A 17,588-nucleotide genomic window follows, 5' to 3' on the forward strand; every position below is an offset into this window, starting at 1 on the left:
TCTTGCTCATGGTAAACTCCTGATGAGTGTGTTTAGTTTACCAAGTTAAAACCTCCTGTTTTTTCAGCACACATCATCTTGTCATAGGTTAACGAATTATAGTATTTTTTAGGTAAATAAAAACCCACATAAGTGGGTTTTTATTATTGATTTTGATTAAGGTGAGTACGTAAGAATAATAAAAAAAGATCCAAAAATTCATCTTGTTGATGTATCTGCAAGCTTAATGAGCAGTCATTGCTTAGAAGTAATTTACCTTTGAACTTTGATGAGCTCATAAGGATAGTTTTGGATACAATGTACTTGTCAGTTTGTAGAAAATCTTGAAAAATGCTGAATAAATTTTCACTTGATTTCATAGTTAAAGTTGCAATAGTTGATGTAGATAGCTGCAGATCTTTAACCTCTAAAGAAGCAACTGTAAAATTAAGGTCTTTTATATCCCTTAAAAACTCAAATAATGCTAATGGATTTAGCTCAATACCTATTACACTAATTTTATTATCAAGTTTTTGAGATAAAAAGTTTTTGAAAAAACTTATATTCCTTGAAGGATTCTCTAGAGCAAGAAAACTAATTGATCCATAATTAAAAATATAGAAATGAAAGTCATCAGTTTTCAAATGTTCAATTACTTGTTCATTGAAGTTTTTATCAATATAAGTAGTTTCCAATATTTTTCTTTCATAAAAATTAAATTTCAAATAATTTTGATCTTCTTTGATGAATTTTATGCCATAAAATTCATCATTATTTGCAGTAAGCAAGTTGGATACATCATTACAATCGAGGTGAATTTTAAGTATATAAAATTTAAACTTATCCATTTTAGCCACCAGATGCAGATTTTAATATTGTCTGATCATAAAGGGATAGGGCAATTTTATGCAATTTCAATTCCATTTGATTTTTTTCATTGCCTTTCCATTTTTGATGTGTTTTTTGGGCAGAACCTGTACTTTTGTCATATTTATAATATTTATTTGCTTCAAAAATAAAAGATTTTCTTAAATCAGATTGATCAAAACTAGCTGAAAACTCATATGTACGAAATGGTTGATTTTTCTCCCTAACTTTCCACCTAATAAGACTAATAAAATATCCTTGATCAGCGAATTTTTTAAAAAAATCACTAGTTAATAAAGATGAACCAGATAGTAGTGCAGATCTAATATCACCTAAATTATTCTGTGGTTTTGGTTTTAAAATTGAAATTTGGTCATCATTATCTATATTTTCATCTATTGTTAATTCATTTAATATTTCTAAGTCATCCTCAAAATCTATTTCTTTCACTTTATTAGAATTAAAATTATTGAATTTAATTCTAATAACATCATCACGAATATATTTATCGTCTAGATCAATTAAATTCAAGAAAAAATCGTTAATAATTTCACTGTCATAAATTGATGAAAAATCAATGATCCTAGTTTCAATAGTACTTTTAGTATTTTTTTCTAATTCATGAATAAGCCTTTGCATTACTGGCTCAGTACCTTCTCCTACAGTATTTAAAATAGTTACTTCATCGCCACTGACTTTTATGTTGATTTTTTCATCTTTACTCTTTCTTTGAATTAAGCGAGTATTATTTTTTTCAATTATTTCATTAGAGTAATCTATATCGAAACTATTTTGGGTTTCATTTATAACAAAGCCCTTATGATTATAGATTTCAGCCAGTTCTTTTAATGTTTTATCAAGTGCGCCTTTATCTGAAATTTTTATTGTTTGAGCTGTAACTTTTTGTTGATTTTCAGTAGATTGTGCAAGACTTAGAATATCTTCAATCAAATGCCAATCAATACTAAGCGATGCAATGTATTCAACCAAAGTCTCTCTAGAATCACTATTAGAACAAATAATTCCCCGCTGTCTTAAATAAGCTAGCATTTTTGCATTAGAGACACGTTGTCTTTGCGATTCAAGCATATCTACGATTTCACGATCAGAAACAACTAAACTATCGAAACTTAAATATGACATTAACGCTCTCCTAAGCCAATAATATTTTCTTTATAAGTAGCTGAATTATCGACATGAAGTAGTGCTTCAACGGTTATACTTTCTATGCAAGTTTGTATGTCAATAGAAAATTCAGTTTCTGTATTTAGAAATTTGTTAATATAATTAATTTTACTATTAGTAAAATTTAATGAAGAATTTGAGTGACACTCATGGTAGAAATATATTGTAATATTATTATCAGTACATTCTAAAAAACCATTATGTCTTAATGTATCTAAAAGATACTGGAACTCATTTTCAGTTTCACCTAATCCCCTATAAAAAATTTTCAAATTATCTATTTTAGATTTTTTTGAACTTTTAATGATTATATAGTTAGATTTTAATATTTCAATTGTAGCTATTCGTTGAAACTGGTCTATTGCCTTATAAGTTCTTTGGTCATAAAAGAACGAAAAATCAGGTTTAATTTCATTATCAGATTTAAAAATAGAAATTTGATTACTAATGTCTGTTATCCAACCAATATCTTTTGGATCCAATATAAATACTTTTTTATTCTGTGGGACTTTAATTTCTTTATATTTCAAATTAGCTAGTTTTGAAGTGAAATCAACTTCAGCATCTTTGTCATGATTATAGATAAAAAGCAAACCATGTATTTCATAACTTTTATTTTTAATTAAGTATTTATCTTTCCAATCTTGGCTTATTTCAGCACACTCAATTTGCTGACCTAAACTATTAATGATAGGTTCTAGTTTCATATTGTTAACAGTATTTGTACCGTAGCTCTTTAAGTCGGTGTGTAGATAAATATTCTTAGAGGAATAGGGGTCAGCATAATGAAAAACAACATCAGCAGGATGTGTTTTAACCTGTTCTTTTTTATGCTCTTTGATCTTTTCACAAGTCCAATTGAAATTCCAACCGCCTGTTTTATTCCAACCAAAATTTTTAAATACTTTATTGGCTAATTTTTCAGCCATAGTACCAATATTATCAACTTCACTCACTAAAGATATACTCCTATGTTTTTCAATTAAATAGCGCGATACAATTTAGTAATCACGAAGGTAGACTTGTAGCATTCATTTTTTGTTTGCTTGATATATATTGATGATAGTTGGTAGTTTGAATCATCAAAAAAGGTTCTATACCAACTGAAATTATGTTGAATTTTAATTGGCTTACTAATTCCAGCGCTATTTGTATGTAACTTTCCTTTGGCTTAACTCTAAATTCTTACATTTTATATACTGTTGTTTAAGGTTTAACCAAAGCCAATTCTAAGCGCCCAACAAAGTTAATCTCATTAAGTTGTTCATTTGTTATGAATTCATCTGGATAGCGTAGTTTGTCGGGATTATCACTTGTTAGTTTTACTGTTTTCGAGCCTGAGTAGCTCACAAAAATACGCTTCATCCTCAACTCATGGTTATGCGTAAACACATAAACATTGCCATTCTTCAGTGTGTCAGGGTCTCTATCAGAAACATCAACGAATAAAGGGCTATCAGGGGCAACAGTAGGGTACATGCTGTACTCCGCCGAATAGATAATTCTTAAATTTGCGGGACTAGTCTGAATACCCATTAATTTTAATATTTGAGGATCTATATCTAGATACTCACTAGCATCTTCTAAAAAGTTCGTTATGCCCGTACCACAAGATGCTTTTACATCTTTGAAAATCGGAATGCGGACATTAGTTGGACGACCTATGGTATCGGCACTTCTAAATTCAACAGGTGCAAAATGAATGTCACCGCTAGATTGTAGATTGGTATTTATTTTTAGGGTCTCATTAGATTCGATATCCGAAATAATTTGTTGATCTAACAAACCCTCCTGCCAACCTATCTTTTTCTCTAGATTTCTTGCTGCACGCTCACCAAAACTCCCATGCCCATTAATGAGTTGAGATATGTGACTAGCATTTAAGTCGTAGTGTTCACAAAAGGCTATATCCGACTTAAATCCTAATTTTTTGTTAGCAGCATCGATAGCTGTGCGCAAGTTTCTGCGTCTTAAAGCAATTTTATCCATATTTAGTATTTCACCTAGTTTTTAGTAAAAAGTAAATTCGCAAAAACTAAAGATTTATTGACATGTTTAGTAATTAAAATTAGTATTTACTAAATATATTTAATAAGGGGGCAGAGATGTCTCAATCTAACGTAGAACAACTTAAGGCTTATCTATTAAAGCTCTCTCCCGAAGGGCGGCAAAACTTCGCTAGAGATTGCCTAACTACGGTCGGTAATCTTCAACAAATTATCTATGTAAATAAAAAATGTGGAGCACCTCTAGCCATTCGCATTGATAAAGCAAGTGAAGGAAAAGTCCAATGTGATTCATTGTGCCCTGAAGCTGATTTTGATTATTTACGAAATCAGCAGATATCTGCCTAGATAATTATCGTTCGGTCAATGTTTTAAATAAACGTGAAACAAAACAAGGATTTCACAAATGGAAATTAATTTAAGTCGTGAAGCACAGAATGCAATCTGGCAAATGATTAGTAAGACACCTGGTTTTACGCCCAAGGATATTGCTCAAGTAGTAGGGGATTCACATAACACTATTTGCAATTACGCAAATATCAATATGCCTAATCATCTGCCAAGTTTAAAAAAACTCGAAGCTATTCTTTATTACACACAAAACCCTGCGCTATTAAAGATTTGGGCGCATGAACTTGGTTTTGCTTTAGTGCCTGTGACTTGTGACCGTAGTAAGCATCATGAGTTGTCGATTTTTGAGGCAATGATGCAACACAACATTAAGTCAGGGAAGGCTAACAAGGTTGTTTATGAGGCGTATGAGGATGGTGTTATCACACCGCAAGAATATGAAGAAATCCACCAACTCACACAAAACCTAGTTGAATTGGCAACAGCTGTTGAGCAAGCAGCTTTAAAACAGATGAAGAAATACACATCAGGATCTGAAATAGAAAAAGCCTGATGGATGAGATCAGGCTTTAGTAATTCAAAACTTAGGAAGCATCGAATATGAAATCAAATATACCAAAACATCCATGCGCTAACAAGTGCACAGATTTTAAAGAAGAGCAGTGTAATACTTGTTTAATTCGGTCGAATTCGGCGGAATTGGAATTAACTAATAATGACTTTTTAGTTGGGGATGTGGTTGTACTCACGAACTATTTCACAAATTTTAGCAATGAATTATTAGATGTTAAGTATTTATATCCAAATGGAAAAATTAGAGTAACAGATGGTCTATGGGGGCGAACGGTGGTGCCAAAAGAAATTCGTCCTGCATCAGCCACAGAGCTCAATGCCAACCGCCGTTTAACCGAAGCTGAACAAGCTTTAGCGGAGGTTTCATGAATAGTCAATTCCAAAGACAACCTGAGTTTAAACAACAGCAAAGTGTGCAGTCATTCTATGAACCTGCATTGCGTGTGTTGAACGAAGTTTATGAAATCAAAAGGGCAAACCTCGAGTGTCGTGGCTACAACAAAGACAACGCTGCAGTAACCAAAGAAGAGTTGGCTCAGAAGATGGCGTACAGATTCAAAATCACTATTTGGTTAGCACATCAAGTTATTACGAGTTTGATTAAGACTCAAACGATAGAAGCATTTGGCGGGTATGTAAAACCTAAGGTTGGTGGTCAATGAGATATTCAGCAAAAAGAGGGCAAGAAGCCAAGTTATCAAAAGCACCGATAGAAACAGCCATTCCATTACTTGAGCCGGTACGCATCTACACAGCACTAGAACTTGCTGTGATGCCGTTGTCAAAAATGAATGATGCGATAGCAGCGCAGGAAAAATACTACCTCATCGAGCACACAACTCAAATGGGGGGGGCAAGCCATAACAGTTCGCCGTTTAATGCAAGATGGCGAACCGCTCATTCAGGTCAAAGAGCAATCACGTACCCGGTACAAGATCAAAAACGAATTTATCCCACCACGCATTATTCGACAGTTAGAAATGCGTGGATTGGTGAAGCTGTGTGGGGGTGTTAAGTGAATCATTTTAGTACTGGGCATGATGTTGTAGATCAAATTGGGAATACGCATTTTGAGGGGAATATTATCCCTGCACATTGGTATCAAATTTTCAAAATGAGCAATGGGAAACCTGATTTAAATGCCATTATTTTACTCTCAGAAGTCATCTATTGGCATCGTCCAACGGTGGTGCGAGATGAGTATACTGGGCAAATTGTGCGCGTAAAAAAGAAGTTTAAAGCGGATCTTTTGCAGCGCTCATATCAAAGTTTTTCTGATCAATTTGGCTTCTCAAAACTACAAGTGAAGGAGGCTTTTGATCGTCTTGAGGAATTTGGGGTAATCAAACGTCATTTTCGTACAATTGAGTCTAACAATCAGAAATATAACAATGTTTTATTTCTTGAGCTAGTTACCCCTGTACTTTTTGAAATGACCACCCTCCCCATTTCAAAAGAGGGAGGCTCCCCATTTCAAAAGGTAGACCCTCCCCATTTCAAACAGGGGACAAATACAGAGACTACTACAGAGATTACTACAGATATAAATACACAAGAGAATTCACCTGAAAATTCGGTTGATGAAGTTTTAAATCTTTGGGTACCTGATTTGCATTCTCTGAATTCTTGGCTGCAACGCTCTGGTGAACAACCAATGACTCAAGATCAGGTTGACCAGGTATTACTTGAGGTGAACTCACATTACTCACCACGCTTGAAATTAGGATTGATCACCGATACTCAAATGTATTCTCACTTTGTCAAATGGGTGAAGCGCAAACCATCAGCGAAAAAATCAGTACGCACTGATAACAAAAAAACTCAAGCAACCAACCGCAACGTAAACGACGCATGGGGTGAGATAAATCACCATGCACCTGCAGACGATATTGATTGTGGAGATTTGATATGAACACTCATTTTTACGGATTTGATATCCAATCTTCAAATCAGATTTGCCCGATACACCAAACCGTGATGGTGAAACTAGGTGGTCACATCAACTGTAAACAATGTTCGATTGATTCAGTAGCTCAAAGTCAAAAAGAACATGCTCATGCTGTGAATACCATGGTTCGTAAAAAACACTTTGAAGGCGCTCAGATCCCAAGTCGACATGTTGAAAGTGGTTTTGGAAATTACATGGTGCAAAACAATGGACAGCAACACACTAAATCGCAATGTGCATCTTTCGTGAAAGATTTCAATTCTGGCATTAAACGAAATTTAATCATGGTGGGTCGTACAGGCACAGGTAAAACCCATTTGGCTTGCGCTTCGGCTAGAAACATTTTAGACAAGGGTAAATACGCTCGTTACGTCACTTCTGAAGATATGGCGAATGAGATTGCCAATGCATGGACAAAAGCCGATGACAGCGAAGCCGGTGCGATTTACCGCTTTACGGATGTGGACTTGTTAATTCTTGATGAGTACGGATTGCATGATCGTTTTGAGAATCGACTGCAACTTGTACACAAAGTTTTATATGCACGTTATGACGCATGTAAACCAACCATGTTGATTTCAAATATGACCAGGGATGAATTAGTGATGGATTTGGGGGATCGTCTATGGTCACGCTTTCAACATGACGGCTTAACTGTAGTTGAATGTAATTGGGCTGATTCTCGAACAGGTGGTACAGCATGAATGAAATTCTAAATCAACGCATTCAATCAGTTCGAATTGGAAAGGATATAACACATGCACAACAAGTGGCCAAGCGTCATTTACGTGAAGATCTAGAAACAGAAATGGAAAAATTCTTAGCGCGTGGTGGTGTGGTAAAGCAGGCTGTAAATCTAGTTGATGAAGTGAAGCACGGCACGAATACGCAGTATACCAAGCGCGGTTGTCGTTGTGAGATTTGTGTGGCATGGGCATTAAAGAAGGGTGTAATTAAAACAACGACTTTAAGGGTGACAGCATGAAGAGAATATCTTGTGAGCAGGATTTACTTAGCCTCGATCCTAATACCTATGCAGAAGCAATTAACCGTTGTCAAAACGCTGCACAGGATTGTCCCGAAGTAGGTCATTGCAAATATGGCGGCGAGTGCTTTAACCATATCACACACGTTGAAGCAGTTGAGCGATTGGAGATCGTGGAAAAGGAACTTGAGGAATACAAGTGCAAATGGTCAAAGCTAAACAGCTTACATCTCCATTTACTTTCAAGTTTGAGATTATCAATAAGCGAAGCTGTTCAGAAACAAAATCAAGAATATGCATTTGCATACCGTTCTTGTTTAGCAATGTTGGAGAGAGTTCTTTGAGCAGTATTTCACTTGCTGAATACAAAAAGCTTTATGCACCAAAGAAGCAAGTTAAACGTCGCATCACGGTTAAAGCAGAGCGGACTGTCAGTGAGGGAGAGGCAAAGTTATCTCAGCAATTGAAAGCGTACAAGATCGAATTTGAGCAGGAGTTTAGATTCGATCCGAAAAGGAAATGGAGAGCTGATTTCCACCTGGTAGGCAAAATGATTTTGATCGAGGTTGAAGGTGGGATCTGGAGTAATGGGAGGCATACGAGGGCAAAGGGATATTTAGGGGATATGGAGAAATATAACTCGGCTCAATTGTTGGGTTATTCAGTGTATCGGTATAGCACTGAGCAGGTTAAAAGCGGTTTGGCGATTGAAGAAATTAGACGATTAGTGGGGTGATGGGATGAATGCGATGGTTAAAGTGATGGATTGGTCTAAGTTCACAGCTGAAGAATGGTTTAAGCAGTACGGGGCATATATTCAGACCTGTCGCATGAAATCAGGGAATGAGCCGGATAGCTTAGGCGTGAATCAAATTTATTGGTTGATCTGTGAGAACAATAAAGGGGCGGCACCACGTAAGAATCAATTGATTTGTGAAATTGATGATTTTGAGGCGGATGAAGTACGAAAAATTATTATTGATTTAAAATACTCAAGTCGCATCTGTGATTCAGCTAAAGCAGCAGTAAAGCTTTTCATTGAAAAAAATGTACGTGGTATGTCTTTGCGTCAAATGGAACATGAATTCCAATTAGGTAGAACAGCATTAGATAGTATGATTTTTGCAGGGAAATACTTTTTAAATGGACACGATAAGCGATTAAGAATCAATTGACTGTCCGGACAGGATATGGCATATTTCTGCTATAGTGGACGAAGTTATGGTAATCCACACAGTTTAGTTTTCCATGCCTACTTCTAGAAAGTGGGTATTTTTTTGCTTATTGAAAAGTTCGATTTATTATACTAATTGGTATGTTGCAGATAATTAACATTTCATTAAAATACCACAGCCATTTCGAGGGATAGCTAATGTGGAATTTTATTAAAAGCTTTAACAACTTAAATACTTATTTATTTCTTTCGGTAGTATTACTTGGTGCGGTGATAGGACTTTTTTTACTGAATCCGAAGATGTGAAAAGGCGCTTAGGTATCTTTTATTAAAATTTTAGATATTCCTTATTTTTATTAAAAAGTGGTGTTATTGGTATAATTCAAAGCAACATAATCCTTAATCAGCGCAAAAGATAAAGGCTAAAGCCTCACAGGAATGTGGGGCTTTTTTAATGTCTGAATTTTTTTAAATTAGAAAAAAGGAAATGATTATGAAGTAGGTAAGCCTTAGCGCAACTTGGATTTGTGACGCTGCTATACGTGTTTGGTATGCTAGCTAAAAGCGCAAACGGTGGGATGCTGAAACCAGCCGTATAAATTGGTTTGAATCCAATGTGATTTCGTCACACATTGAGTTAGCCTCAGAGCCTCAAATTGTGGGTGACACCCCGACTAATGAAGATGAAAGACACAAAGCAGATCAATAGCTAACTTTGAGAAGTTTATTGTGTTGAGTAGCGGTAGATCAGTTGCCGAGCTGATCAATATCGTAATCTAAGGCAAGGGTGTGGCAGATCACCACATCCTTTTTTATTATGGGCTATTAGCTCAGTTGGGTGGAGCAGGGTGGTCACCGGTTCGAAGCCTGTATTGCGTGCCAAATTCCTACACAGTATTTGCTAAAAATTATTTAAACTTAAATTCATTAAAAATATAGGATGAGATAATGAAGTACATTTTATTTTCAGCATTATTTTTATCGGGTTGTATGAGTAATCAGCCTCAACAATTTAAAGAAACACCTGAATGTATGAATTACCGTGGCATGATGACAGCACCAATGTTGCCGGATGCAATGGAGCGTTTGAAGGTGGCGTGTGATGCATCTCGAAAGTAATCATCTGATATTTTTAATTTCATTATTACTTGAATTTTAATTAGATATAATTGTATTAATGTTATGGATATTTTTGTTCATAAATATGTGGGCTTTATATATTTGAAAAAATTAGCTGTAGGGAATAAATAGAAGTGTTTAAAAATAGATTTGAAGTTACTTTGTTTGCGGGTTTGGTGATTGCAATCTGTATCGGTCTATTTATATCTGTACAGACAGAGAAAAAAAAGGCACTAATAGGTGAGGCTAATTCTATTAAATTTTTTCAGGAGACTAATTTAAAATGGAAAAATTCAAAGCAAAATCCTAATTTTCATTATGAACAATATGATCGTGTTATCGAAGGATCTACCCCATCTAAGACTTACGTGATAAAACAGTGGTGGGTGTCAATATTTGCTCATAATAATCCTGATATTGGCGTAATAAAAATATCGCCCAATAACTTTGACTTAGATTTGGTGGAGTTGGATTGCTATACAGAAAACATTAAATGTAAAGTCACAATGATTTTTGATCATTTATCAGAATTAGCATGGGAAATTGAAATTAATAACGATCCGAATATTGATTTAAATTATGTTAAGTACAATTCTCCAGAGCAAAAAGATCTATCTAATGATTCAATTGCTAATAAAGTTTATAATTCAAATCATATAAAAGTTATAGTGGAAAGAGATGGACTTCCAACAATTAACTTGAATTATTTGACAAAGGGAATAATGAATCCAAATGATATATATACTGACTTCATTTTTTATTAATTTTCTTATTTGATATTTGCATTGCTCAAGATGTTGATTGCAAGTTTGATAATGAAGAAATTAAAAAATGCGGTTATTCTTTAAAATGAATATAGATCATAAGGCCGAATCCTATACGGCACAGAATAAATAACAATGTTGGTGTGGCAGATAAAGTGCTAGCAAAACAATACTTAGAGTTTTGCAGTGCTGAGCTGTCAAAATATCTGGATCTAAGTAGAACTGGTTTAAGACACAGTCAATTAATTGTAATTGATAATGTGATGATTCGACTGAAAAGCAGATTAAGAATTTACGAGTGGCTTTGTGTGGTTGCTGAAATCAATTTATAGTTTTAGATTGATTTTATTTAAATATCTATTTTAAAAAATAATTTTTATTATAATGCAGTAAATTAAAGAGAGTGCATTATGAAAATACAAAAAATTGTTTTAAGTTCATTTTTGATAACACTGTTAGTGGGTTGTGAGAAAAAGCCTGTTGTTGAAAACAAAATATCAGAAGAAAGTACTACGGTTGTGCAAGCCCATATACCAAACGATATTACAAGCGAAGAACTTGAAAAGTTGCGTGTAATTTCTAAAGATGTATCAAAGTCCCCTGATACGACTGAATTGGCTGAAAAATATCTTGAAAATATCAATGGTTATGCAGTTGAGGAAGTACGAGATTTTATTACTGAGTATTATGATGCTAACCAAGCTCCCGAAGATGAAGTGTCAGAGAGTGATGTGAGGATGGAGTATAGAGTCGATGTCGATTCTACTGTTGTTAACAGTCAAATTGTTACGACTTACTACCTTGACATCTTATCGCTTTCTGATCATGTAGAAGTTGATCGAGTTGAAGTCAATAGGGGAAATTGCCCTATACAATATAGCAGTGGTGAAAACCCATTGGGGTATGGTCAATCGGTTCGATATATCTTGAACTGTGATCCACATAACGTAAGAGAAGTTAAAGTATATTTACAAGATGGTCGAGAGCTATTGATGTCACCTAAGTAAATGTATACCACCTCCGGGTGGTTTTTTTTATGGGCGTAATATATGGATGCTGATACTTATTTCTGGAAAACCAAGAAACGCCCACTAAAAACCAAGTCACGCACTAAACCACTACCCAAAGCCAAAGAAAAATATTTAGAAGCTGAAGAAGATTTCGAGCAATCATTAAAAATTCTTGAAATTAAATATGAAAAGAAATTCCAATTCAAATCTACAAAGCATTGGCGTTTTGACTTTCATCTTATTGAGTACAGAATTTTAGTTGAAATTTCTGGTGGGCCTTGGTCTGGTGGACGCGGTGGGAAATTGGCGAATAAGGCTTGGAGCTTGGATCGTTACGATGATGCTGAAGCAATGGGATTTACAGTAGTTCGAATTGAATCTGCTACGAGATACAAGATTGATGAGTTAGGCCCAGTGCAGATTGATGTTGATCGTGCAAGCGGATGGCTCAAAAAATTAAAGAGGCAGATATTCAATGGAACAGATCAGACCATTTCCACCGATGGATCTAATTGATCGAGCAGAGGAAGAGGAAACAATACGCTTAGAACCCGCCGTGGATCTAAAGGAATGGGTATTAAAAAACTTCTTAACTATTGGTGGGGCACTTCATAACCCTGATCATGACCACCTTGCAGAGTTACTTCACGATGATGAAACTTTTTTAGCATTTGCATGGGCATCATCTGCATGTATGGCTAAAAAGCGTATGGTCTTAGGCCAATGTGAAAAAGTGATGTTTAATCAAGGTGGATGGCGTAAGGCTCGTCAAGAACAGCAGATGCGAGATTGGTTTGGATTTGTGCCAGTGTACTTAATTACTGTTGATGCGAGCTTCTGTGAAAACTCGAATGACCGTGAGTTCTGTGCTTTGATTGAGCATGAGCTGTATCACATAGGCGTAGAACGTGATGAAGATGGCGAACCAATTTATAGCGAGATGACAGGCCTACCAAAGCATTATTTAGCAGGTCACGATGTGGAAGAGTTCTTCGGAGTTATTAAGCGGTGGGGAGCAAATGAAAGTGTTAAGCGTATGGTTGAGATTTCGAAAAATGCGCCATTCGTTTCAGATTTAAATATTTCCAAGTGCTGCGGAACGTGTTTGATTAATTGAGCTGAAAGGCTCTTTTTTTTGGCTATTTTGTTTTACGTAGTTTTACAAAGAGGTAATTATGGCAACACTAAGGGAGCCTATAAAAATCTTTATAGTTCAGTCTCTTGCTTGCTTTGAAACACCTCAACAGGTAGCTGATGCTGTAAAACAAGAATTTAACATTGAAATTGAACGTCAACAGGTGTCGGCTTATGACCCAACCAAGTCCACAGGTAGAAATCTCAGCAAAAAATTAAAGGACTTATTTCATAAAACTAGAAGTGATTTCAAAACTAATGTTTTTGGAATCCCTTTGGCTAATAAAGCAGTACGTCTTTCTGAGCTTCAAAAAATCTATGACGATCCTAAAATGAATAGGATATTGAGACTGAAGTTAATTCGGCAGTTTAAGGATGAAATGCAGGGTTATGAGATTCAGCTTCTAGACATTCAACTAAAGCAGCTTGAAATAGACAAGATTAAAAATGGTGATGGTGAGGGGGCTGATGATCCAACTCCAGTCAAAGTGACCATACAGGTCGTGGATGCGAGTAAATCAAATGCCGAACATCAATCCGACCCTGAATGTACCTCAGGCTAATTTCTTAAAGCTAGAAAACAAGTTCCGTGCATTTGTTGCTGGTTTTGGATCAGGAAAAACATGGGTAGGTTGTTCAAGTCTTTGCGATAAGTCATGGGAATTTCCTAAGGTGCCACTTGGATATTTTGCACCAACCTATCCGCAGATTCGAGATATCTTCTTTCCAACCATTGATGAAGTGGCATTTGATTGGGGTTTAAAGACTAAGATTTATGAATCAAATAAAGAAGTTGATATTTATTACGGTCGTCAATATCGAAGCACAATCATTTGTCGATCTATGGAAAAGCCTCAAACGATTGTAGGTTTTAAGATCGGACGTGCTTTGATTGATGAGTTGGATGTCATGCCAACGGTTAAGGCTCAACAGGCATGGCGTAAGATCATTGCTCGTATGCGTGTGAAACATCCTGGTCTAATCAATGGTATTGATGTTGCAACCACACCTGAAGGATTTAAGTTCACGCATCAGCAGTTTGTGAAAGAGGCAAATTTAACCCCTGCAAAGCGTGCACTGTATGGAATGATTCAGGCTTCTACATATGACAATGAAGCCAACTTGCCAGACGATTATATTTCATCACTATATGAGTCATATCCACCGCAATTGATTTCAGCGTATTTACGTGGGCAATTCGTCAACTTAACGAGTGGTGCGGTCTACCCTGATTTTGATCGAAAGCTAAATCATACCGATGAAGAGATTCAGCCACATGAAAACTTAATCATAGGTATGGACTTTAACGTCTTAAAAATGGCCGCCGTGATTTATGTCATTCGTGACGGTAAACCATTGGCTTTGGATGAGATGGTTGGAGTGCGCGATACACCAACGATGGCCACATTACTTATTGAAAGGTTCCCGTTTCATGAGATGACTGTAATACCAGATGCTGCAGGACAATCAACATCATCAAAAAATAGCAGTGAGTCGGATCATCAAATTTTACGTGATAAAGGATTTAGGGTGGAGGTTAGTGGAACAAACCCTGCTATTAAAGACCGTATTAACTCCGTAAATGCATTGATTCTAAATGGTGATGGTGAACGTACATTATTGGTAAATACTAATAAGTGTCCACGCTTTACGGAAACACTTGAGCAGCAAGTGTATGACGATTTTGGTATGCCTGATAAGAAATCAGGTTTAGACCATGTTGGTGATGCTGGTGGTTACCCATTAGCAAAGAGATTCCCAATTATTAAGCCAGTGCTAAGCATCCGCGACATCCCTATTTTTGGACGAAGATAATGACAATTACATCAAAGCACGCTGAATACAGTGCGAATATTGACGCTTGGGTAAAAGTAGATGATGTTTGTAAGGGGCAGAAAGCAGTTAAAGATAAGGGTAAAATCTATCTACCCAAGCCTATAACATTTTCTGATGATGAATATAAAGAATACCTAGATCGCGCCGTGTTTTACGGGGTAACGGGTCGAACTCATAAGAGTAATGTCGGCCAAGCATTCAATAAACTGCCTGACTTTAAGCGACCCGATGATCTAGAGTATTTAGAACGAAACTCTGATGGTTCTGGGCGTTCTATTTATCAAAACTCACAACGAGCTTTGGATTTGATTCAGCGTAACTACCGTTGTGGTATTTACGTTGATTATCCGCAAGTGGGACCAAGTCGAAGTCGTGCCGAGGATAAGCAGAAAAATGCTTTCCCCATGATTCATGTATTAAATACTAAGTCTGTTCACGATTGGGACCATATTATTGTCGGGAACCAAAAGAAGCTTTCATTTGTAAAAATATTGGAATCAGTAGCTACTCGTACAGCAGATGGATTTGGGCGTGAAACCAAGGATCAGTATCGATTATTGCGACTAGAAGATGCAGGTCAGGGTGATTTCATTTACACAGTTCAAATCTATCAGCAAAACGATAAAGGCAATTGGGTAGAGGGACCACAATACATACCTACTGATTATCATGGTAGACATTGGGATTACATTCCATTTACCTTTTGTGGCGCTATAGATAATACAGATGAAATATATAATGCACCTTTACTTGAATTGACGGACTTGAGCCTTGCACATTATCGTAATAGCGCTGACGTGGAAGAATCGGGGTTTATTGTTGGTCAGCCGATTATCTGTATGCCTGAAATCACTCATGAGCAATACGAAATTGTGAAAAAGGAGGGATTGTCGGTTGGTTCACGCAAAGGCTTCCCTGCAAAAGTCGATGTAGTTCAAGCCAAAGAGAATAATTTGGTTAAACAACTCATGACTGATAAATGGGCGCAGATGAAGGAAATGGGTGCTCGGTTGGTTGAGGTTGGTTCTGCCAATAAAACAGCCACACAGGCTGATAATGAGGATTCTGTTCAGCATTCAGTATTGTCTCTCGCCGTTTCAAATATTAGTGAAGCATTTCAGATGGCTTTGCGTTGGTGTGCGAAGTTTGCATTGCCAAATCATGATCTTAAGCCTGATGAACTGACTTATGTTATTTCTCAAGATTTTAATAAGCAGAAATATGATGCTGTTCGATCTAAGTTGATTTATGAAGCGTGTCTTAGCGGTCGATTCCCAATGAAAGTTTGGTATCAGTACGAACAAACAGGCACATTCCCTGAAGATAAGTGGGAGGAAATAGAGAAACTGATTGAGCAGGCAAATGATGGTGCTATAAATATGGATGAGTAGATATGAATGTTGAAGCACAGAAAGCCTTACTTGATGTGTTGTCACAGCACCAAGCGTATTTATTCAGGGCATCCTCTCATAACGTAAATGATCTAATCAGAGTCTTTGATCAGTTGTCTAATGAGCAGCTACTTAAATTAAGCGAGTTATTTGAAGACCTAACCGACTCAGAGCGTAAGGCTCTACGGGGTCTTAATTTTTTAAGTAAATCTAAGTCCAGTTCTAATATTGAAGAAATCAAAACCATTCTGAATGAGTGGTTTTCTTCATTGAATTCTGACTTATTGTCGCTCTTTGAACAGTCGGCTGTTGCATTAGCGGTGTATGAAGCGGGGTATACCATCAAATTGATGGGTGAAAAGCTCACCGTAGATGGTGAGAAGATCTATCAAAAAGCCAAGAAGATGCCATTTTCAGGCGGTCAGTTAGTCGATTACCCTTTTTCTGATATTGCCGCTAGTTTGCGTAAGAAAGTGGAATACGTCATTCGTGATGGATTTTCACAAGGTCAAACCAATCAGCAGATTGTTCAGCGAATAAAAGGTAAAAAGGCAAATGATTATAAAGATGGTTTGCTTGAATCTGAAAGGCATGTCATTGAACGTCAAGTTCGGACAGCTCGAAGTCATGTAAGTAATGCCTCGTACATTGATACATACAAAGCGCTTGGTTATGAATATGTAAAAGTTGTTGCAACTTTGGATGGTCGTACTTGCAAGTACTGTGCTTCAGTAGATGGCAAGTTATTTCACGTTAATGATCCATCTAGACCACGCTTTCCAGTTCATCCAAATAATCGCACAACTTATGTGGGTTGTGATAAGGATGGTGACGTTGCAGGAAAGCGTCCATTTGTGGCTGATAACAGATCTGTGAAGGATATACCCAAAGATCAGCGTGACGGCAAGATCGGTCAGGTTGATGCCAATACATCATTTAAGTCTTGGTTTGAAGATCAAGATGATGGATTTAAGCGTAAGTGGCTTGGTAAATCCAAATATGAGTTATACACAAAAGGCGAGTACAGCTTAGATAAGTTCGCAGATCCATTGAATAAGCGCGGTTATACATTGGCTGAGCTTAAGGCTTTGGATAAAGAAACCTTCAAAAATATATTGGGTGAACAATGAAAATAATTAGTCGAGGCACGCCGCCTGAATTGCAGATCTACACAACTTCATGTGGTAAGTGTCATTCGGTGCTTGAATTCCAAAAGAATGAAGCGCAAGCAAAGACAGACCGAAATGAAACGGTATATGTGCTGAA

23 protein-coding genes and 1 pseudogene are annotated in these 17,588 nt (G+C 36.4%); 20 read left to right on the plus strand and 4 right to left on the minus strand.

Annotated features, from left to right (window positions below; genetic code table 11):
* Positions 1–143 precede the first annotated feature (143 nt).
* The 4 genes from ACK1JC_RS13900 to ACK1JC_RS13915 form a co-directional block, all read right to left on the minus strand.
* Positions 144–827, minus strand: a complete 684-nt coding sequence (locus ACK1JC_RS13900) for a hypothetical protein (RefSeq protein ID WP_409512468.1) — start codon at positions 825–827, stop codon at positions 144–146.
* Position 828: 1 nt separating this feature from the next.
* A complete protein-coding gene (locus ACK1JC_RS13905) occupies positions 829–1,989 on the minus strand; it encodes a hypothetical protein (protein WP_409512469.1) in 1,161 nt (386 codons plus the stop codon).
* Positions 1,989–2,987, minus strand: coding sequence for a hypothetical protein (locus ACK1JC_RS13910; protein WP_409512470.1), 999 nt, complete (start codon positions 2,985–2,987; stop codon positions 1,989–1,991). Before ACK1JC_RS13910 ends, ACK1JC_RS13905 begins: the two co-directional genes overlap by 1 nt.
* 250 nt (positions 2,988–3,237) lie before the next feature.
* Positions 3,238–4,020, minus strand: a complete 783-nt coding sequence (locus ACK1JC_RS13915) for a helix-turn-helix transcriptional regulator (protein WP_409512471.1) — start codon at positions 4,018–4,020, stop codon at positions 3,238–3,240.
* Between the two features lie 116 nt (positions 4,021–4,136).
* Here ACK1JC_RS13915 and ACK1JC_RS13920 point away from each other — a divergent pair, with 116 nt between their 5' ends.
* The 20 genes and pseudogenes from ACK1JC_RS13920 (at position 4,137) to ACK1JC_RS14015 (ending at position 17,452) form a co-directional block, all read left to right on the plus strand.
* Positions 4,137–4,385: a hypothetical protein gene (locus ACK1JC_RS13920; RefSeq protein WP_409512472.1), complete on the plus strand. Its 249-nt coding sequence runs from the start codon at positions 4,137–4,139 to the stop codon at positions 4,383–4,385.
* A 58-nt stretch (positions 4,386–4,443) separates the two neighbouring features.
* A complete protein-coding gene (locus tag ACK1JC_RS13925; protein ID WP_409512473.1) occupies positions 4,444–4,941 on the plus strand; it encodes a phage regulatory CII family protein in 498 nt (165 codons plus the stop codon).
* A 146-nt stretch (positions 4,942–5,087) separates the two neighbouring features.
* Entirely contained in the window at positions 5,088–5,330 is a 243-nt protein-coding gene (locus ACK1JC_RS13930; RefSeq protein ID WP_409512474.1) for a hypothetical protein, read from the plus strand.
* On the plus strand, positions 5,327–5,623 hold the full coding sequence (locus ACK1JC_RS13935) for a hypothetical protein (RefSeq protein ID WP_409512475.1): 297 nt from the start codon (positions 5,327–5,329) through the stop codon (positions 5,621–5,623). The genes ACK1JC_RS13930 and ACK1JC_RS13935 overlap by 4 nt, the downstream gene beginning before the upstream one ends.
* Positions 5,620–5,980: pseudogene (locus ACK1JC_RS13940) on the plus strand (hypothetical protein). The gene ACK1JC_RS13935 and the pseudogene ACK1JC_RS13940 overlap by 4 nt, the downstream one beginning before the upstream one ends.
* A complete protein-coding gene (locus tag ACK1JC_RS13945) occupies positions 5,977–6,873 on the plus strand; it encodes a hypothetical protein (RefSeq protein ID WP_409512476.1) in 897 nt (298 codons plus the stop codon). Before ACK1JC_RS13940 ends, ACK1JC_RS13945 begins: the two are co-directional and overlap by 4 nt.
* Positions 6,870–7,613 (plus strand): ATP-binding protein, encoded by a 744-nt coding sequence (locus tag ACK1JC_RS13950; RefSeq protein ID WP_409512477.1) that lies wholly within the window; start codon positions 6,870–6,872, stop codon positions 7,611–7,613. The genes ACK1JC_RS13945 and ACK1JC_RS13950 overlap by 4 nt, the downstream gene beginning before the upstream one ends.
* Complete coding sequence (locus ACK1JC_RS13955) at positions 7,610–7,894, plus strand: hypothetical protein (protein ID WP_409512478.1); 285 nt, start codon at positions 7,610–7,612, stop codon at positions 7,892–7,894. Before ACK1JC_RS13950 ends, ACK1JC_RS13955 begins: the two co-directional genes overlap by 4 nt.
* The gene (locus tag ACK1JC_RS13960; protein ID WP_409512479.1) at positions 7,891–8,238 is read left to right on the plus strand and encodes a hypothetical protein; all 348 of its coding nucleotides are present in this window, start codon (positions 7,891–7,893) and stop codon (positions 8,236–8,238) included. Before ACK1JC_RS13955 ends, ACK1JC_RS13960 begins: the two co-directional genes overlap by 4 nt.
* On the plus strand, positions 8,235–8,630 hold the full coding sequence (locus ACK1JC_RS13965) for a hypothetical protein (protein WP_409512480.1): 396 nt from the start codon (positions 8,235–8,237) through the stop codon (positions 8,628–8,630). Before ACK1JC_RS13960 ends, ACK1JC_RS13965 begins: the two co-directional genes overlap by 4 nt.
* 4 nt (positions 8,631–8,634) lie before the next feature.
* Entirely contained in the window at positions 8,635–9,069 is a 435-nt protein-coding gene (locus tag ACK1JC_RS13970) for a hypothetical protein (RefSeq protein WP_409512481.1), read from the plus strand.
* Between the two features lie 947 nt (positions 9,070–10,016).
* Positions 10,017–10,187, plus strand: a complete 171-nt coding sequence (locus ACK1JC_RS13975; protein ID WP_409512482.1) for a hypothetical protein — start codon at positions 10,017–10,019, stop codon at positions 10,185–10,187.
* A gap of 134 nt (positions 10,188–10,321) precedes the next feature.
* Positions 10,322–10,951, plus strand: a complete 630-nt coding sequence (locus ACK1JC_RS13980) for a hypothetical protein (protein ID WP_409512483.1) — start codon at positions 10,322–10,324, stop codon at positions 10,949–10,951.
* 410 nt (positions 10,952–11,361) lie between these two features.
* On the plus strand, positions 11,362–11,958 hold the full coding sequence (locus ACK1JC_RS13985; protein WP_409512484.1) for a hypothetical protein: 597 nt from the start codon (positions 11,362–11,364) through the stop codon (positions 11,956–11,958).
* Between the two features lie 42 nt (positions 11,959–12,000).
* Positions 12,001–12,477 carry a hypothetical protein gene (locus ACK1JC_RS13990; RefSeq protein ID WP_409512485.1) on the plus strand — a complete coding sequence of 159 codons (477 nt, stop codon included), beginning with the start codon at positions 12,001–12,003 and terminating at the stop codon, positions 12,475–12,477.
* Positions 12,437–13,078, plus strand: coding sequence for a putative metallopeptidase (locus tag ACK1JC_RS13995; RefSeq protein ID WP_409512486.1), 642 nt, complete (start codon positions 12,437–12,439; stop codon positions 13,076–13,078). Before ACK1JC_RS13990 ends, ACK1JC_RS13995 begins: the two co-directional genes overlap by 41 nt.
* A 58-nt stretch (positions 13,079–13,136) precedes the next feature.
* A complete protein-coding gene (locus ACK1JC_RS14000) occupies positions 13,137–13,658 on the plus strand; it encodes a DUF2280 domain-containing protein (protein WP_409512487.1) in 522 nt (173 codons plus the stop codon).
* Positions 13,618–14,910, plus strand: coding sequence for a terminase large subunit domain-containing protein (locus tag ACK1JC_RS14005; protein WP_409512488.1), 1,293 nt, complete (start codon positions 13,618–13,620; stop codon positions 14,908–14,910). Before ACK1JC_RS14000 ends, ACK1JC_RS14005 begins: the two co-directional genes overlap by 41 nt.
* Positions 14,910–16,322, plus strand: a complete 1,413-nt coding sequence (locus ACK1JC_RS14010) for a DUF4055 domain-containing protein (RefSeq protein ID WP_409512489.1) — start codon at positions 14,910–14,912, stop codon at positions 16,320–16,322. The genes ACK1JC_RS14005 and ACK1JC_RS14010 overlap by 1 nt, the downstream gene beginning before the upstream one ends.
* Before the next feature lie 2 nt (positions 16,323–16,324).
* A complete protein-coding gene (locus ACK1JC_RS14015; protein ID WP_409512490.1) occupies positions 16,325–17,452 on the plus strand; it encodes a minor capsid protein in 1,128 nt (375 codons plus the stop codon).
* Positions 17,453–17,588 lie beyond the last annotated feature (136 nt).

The sequence above is a fragment of the Acinetobacter sp. TY2 genome (assembly GCF_046269225.1).
In the GTDB taxonomy this organism is placed as follows: Bacteria; Pseudomonadota; Gammaproteobacteria; order Pseudomonadales; family Moraxellaceae; genus Acinetobacter.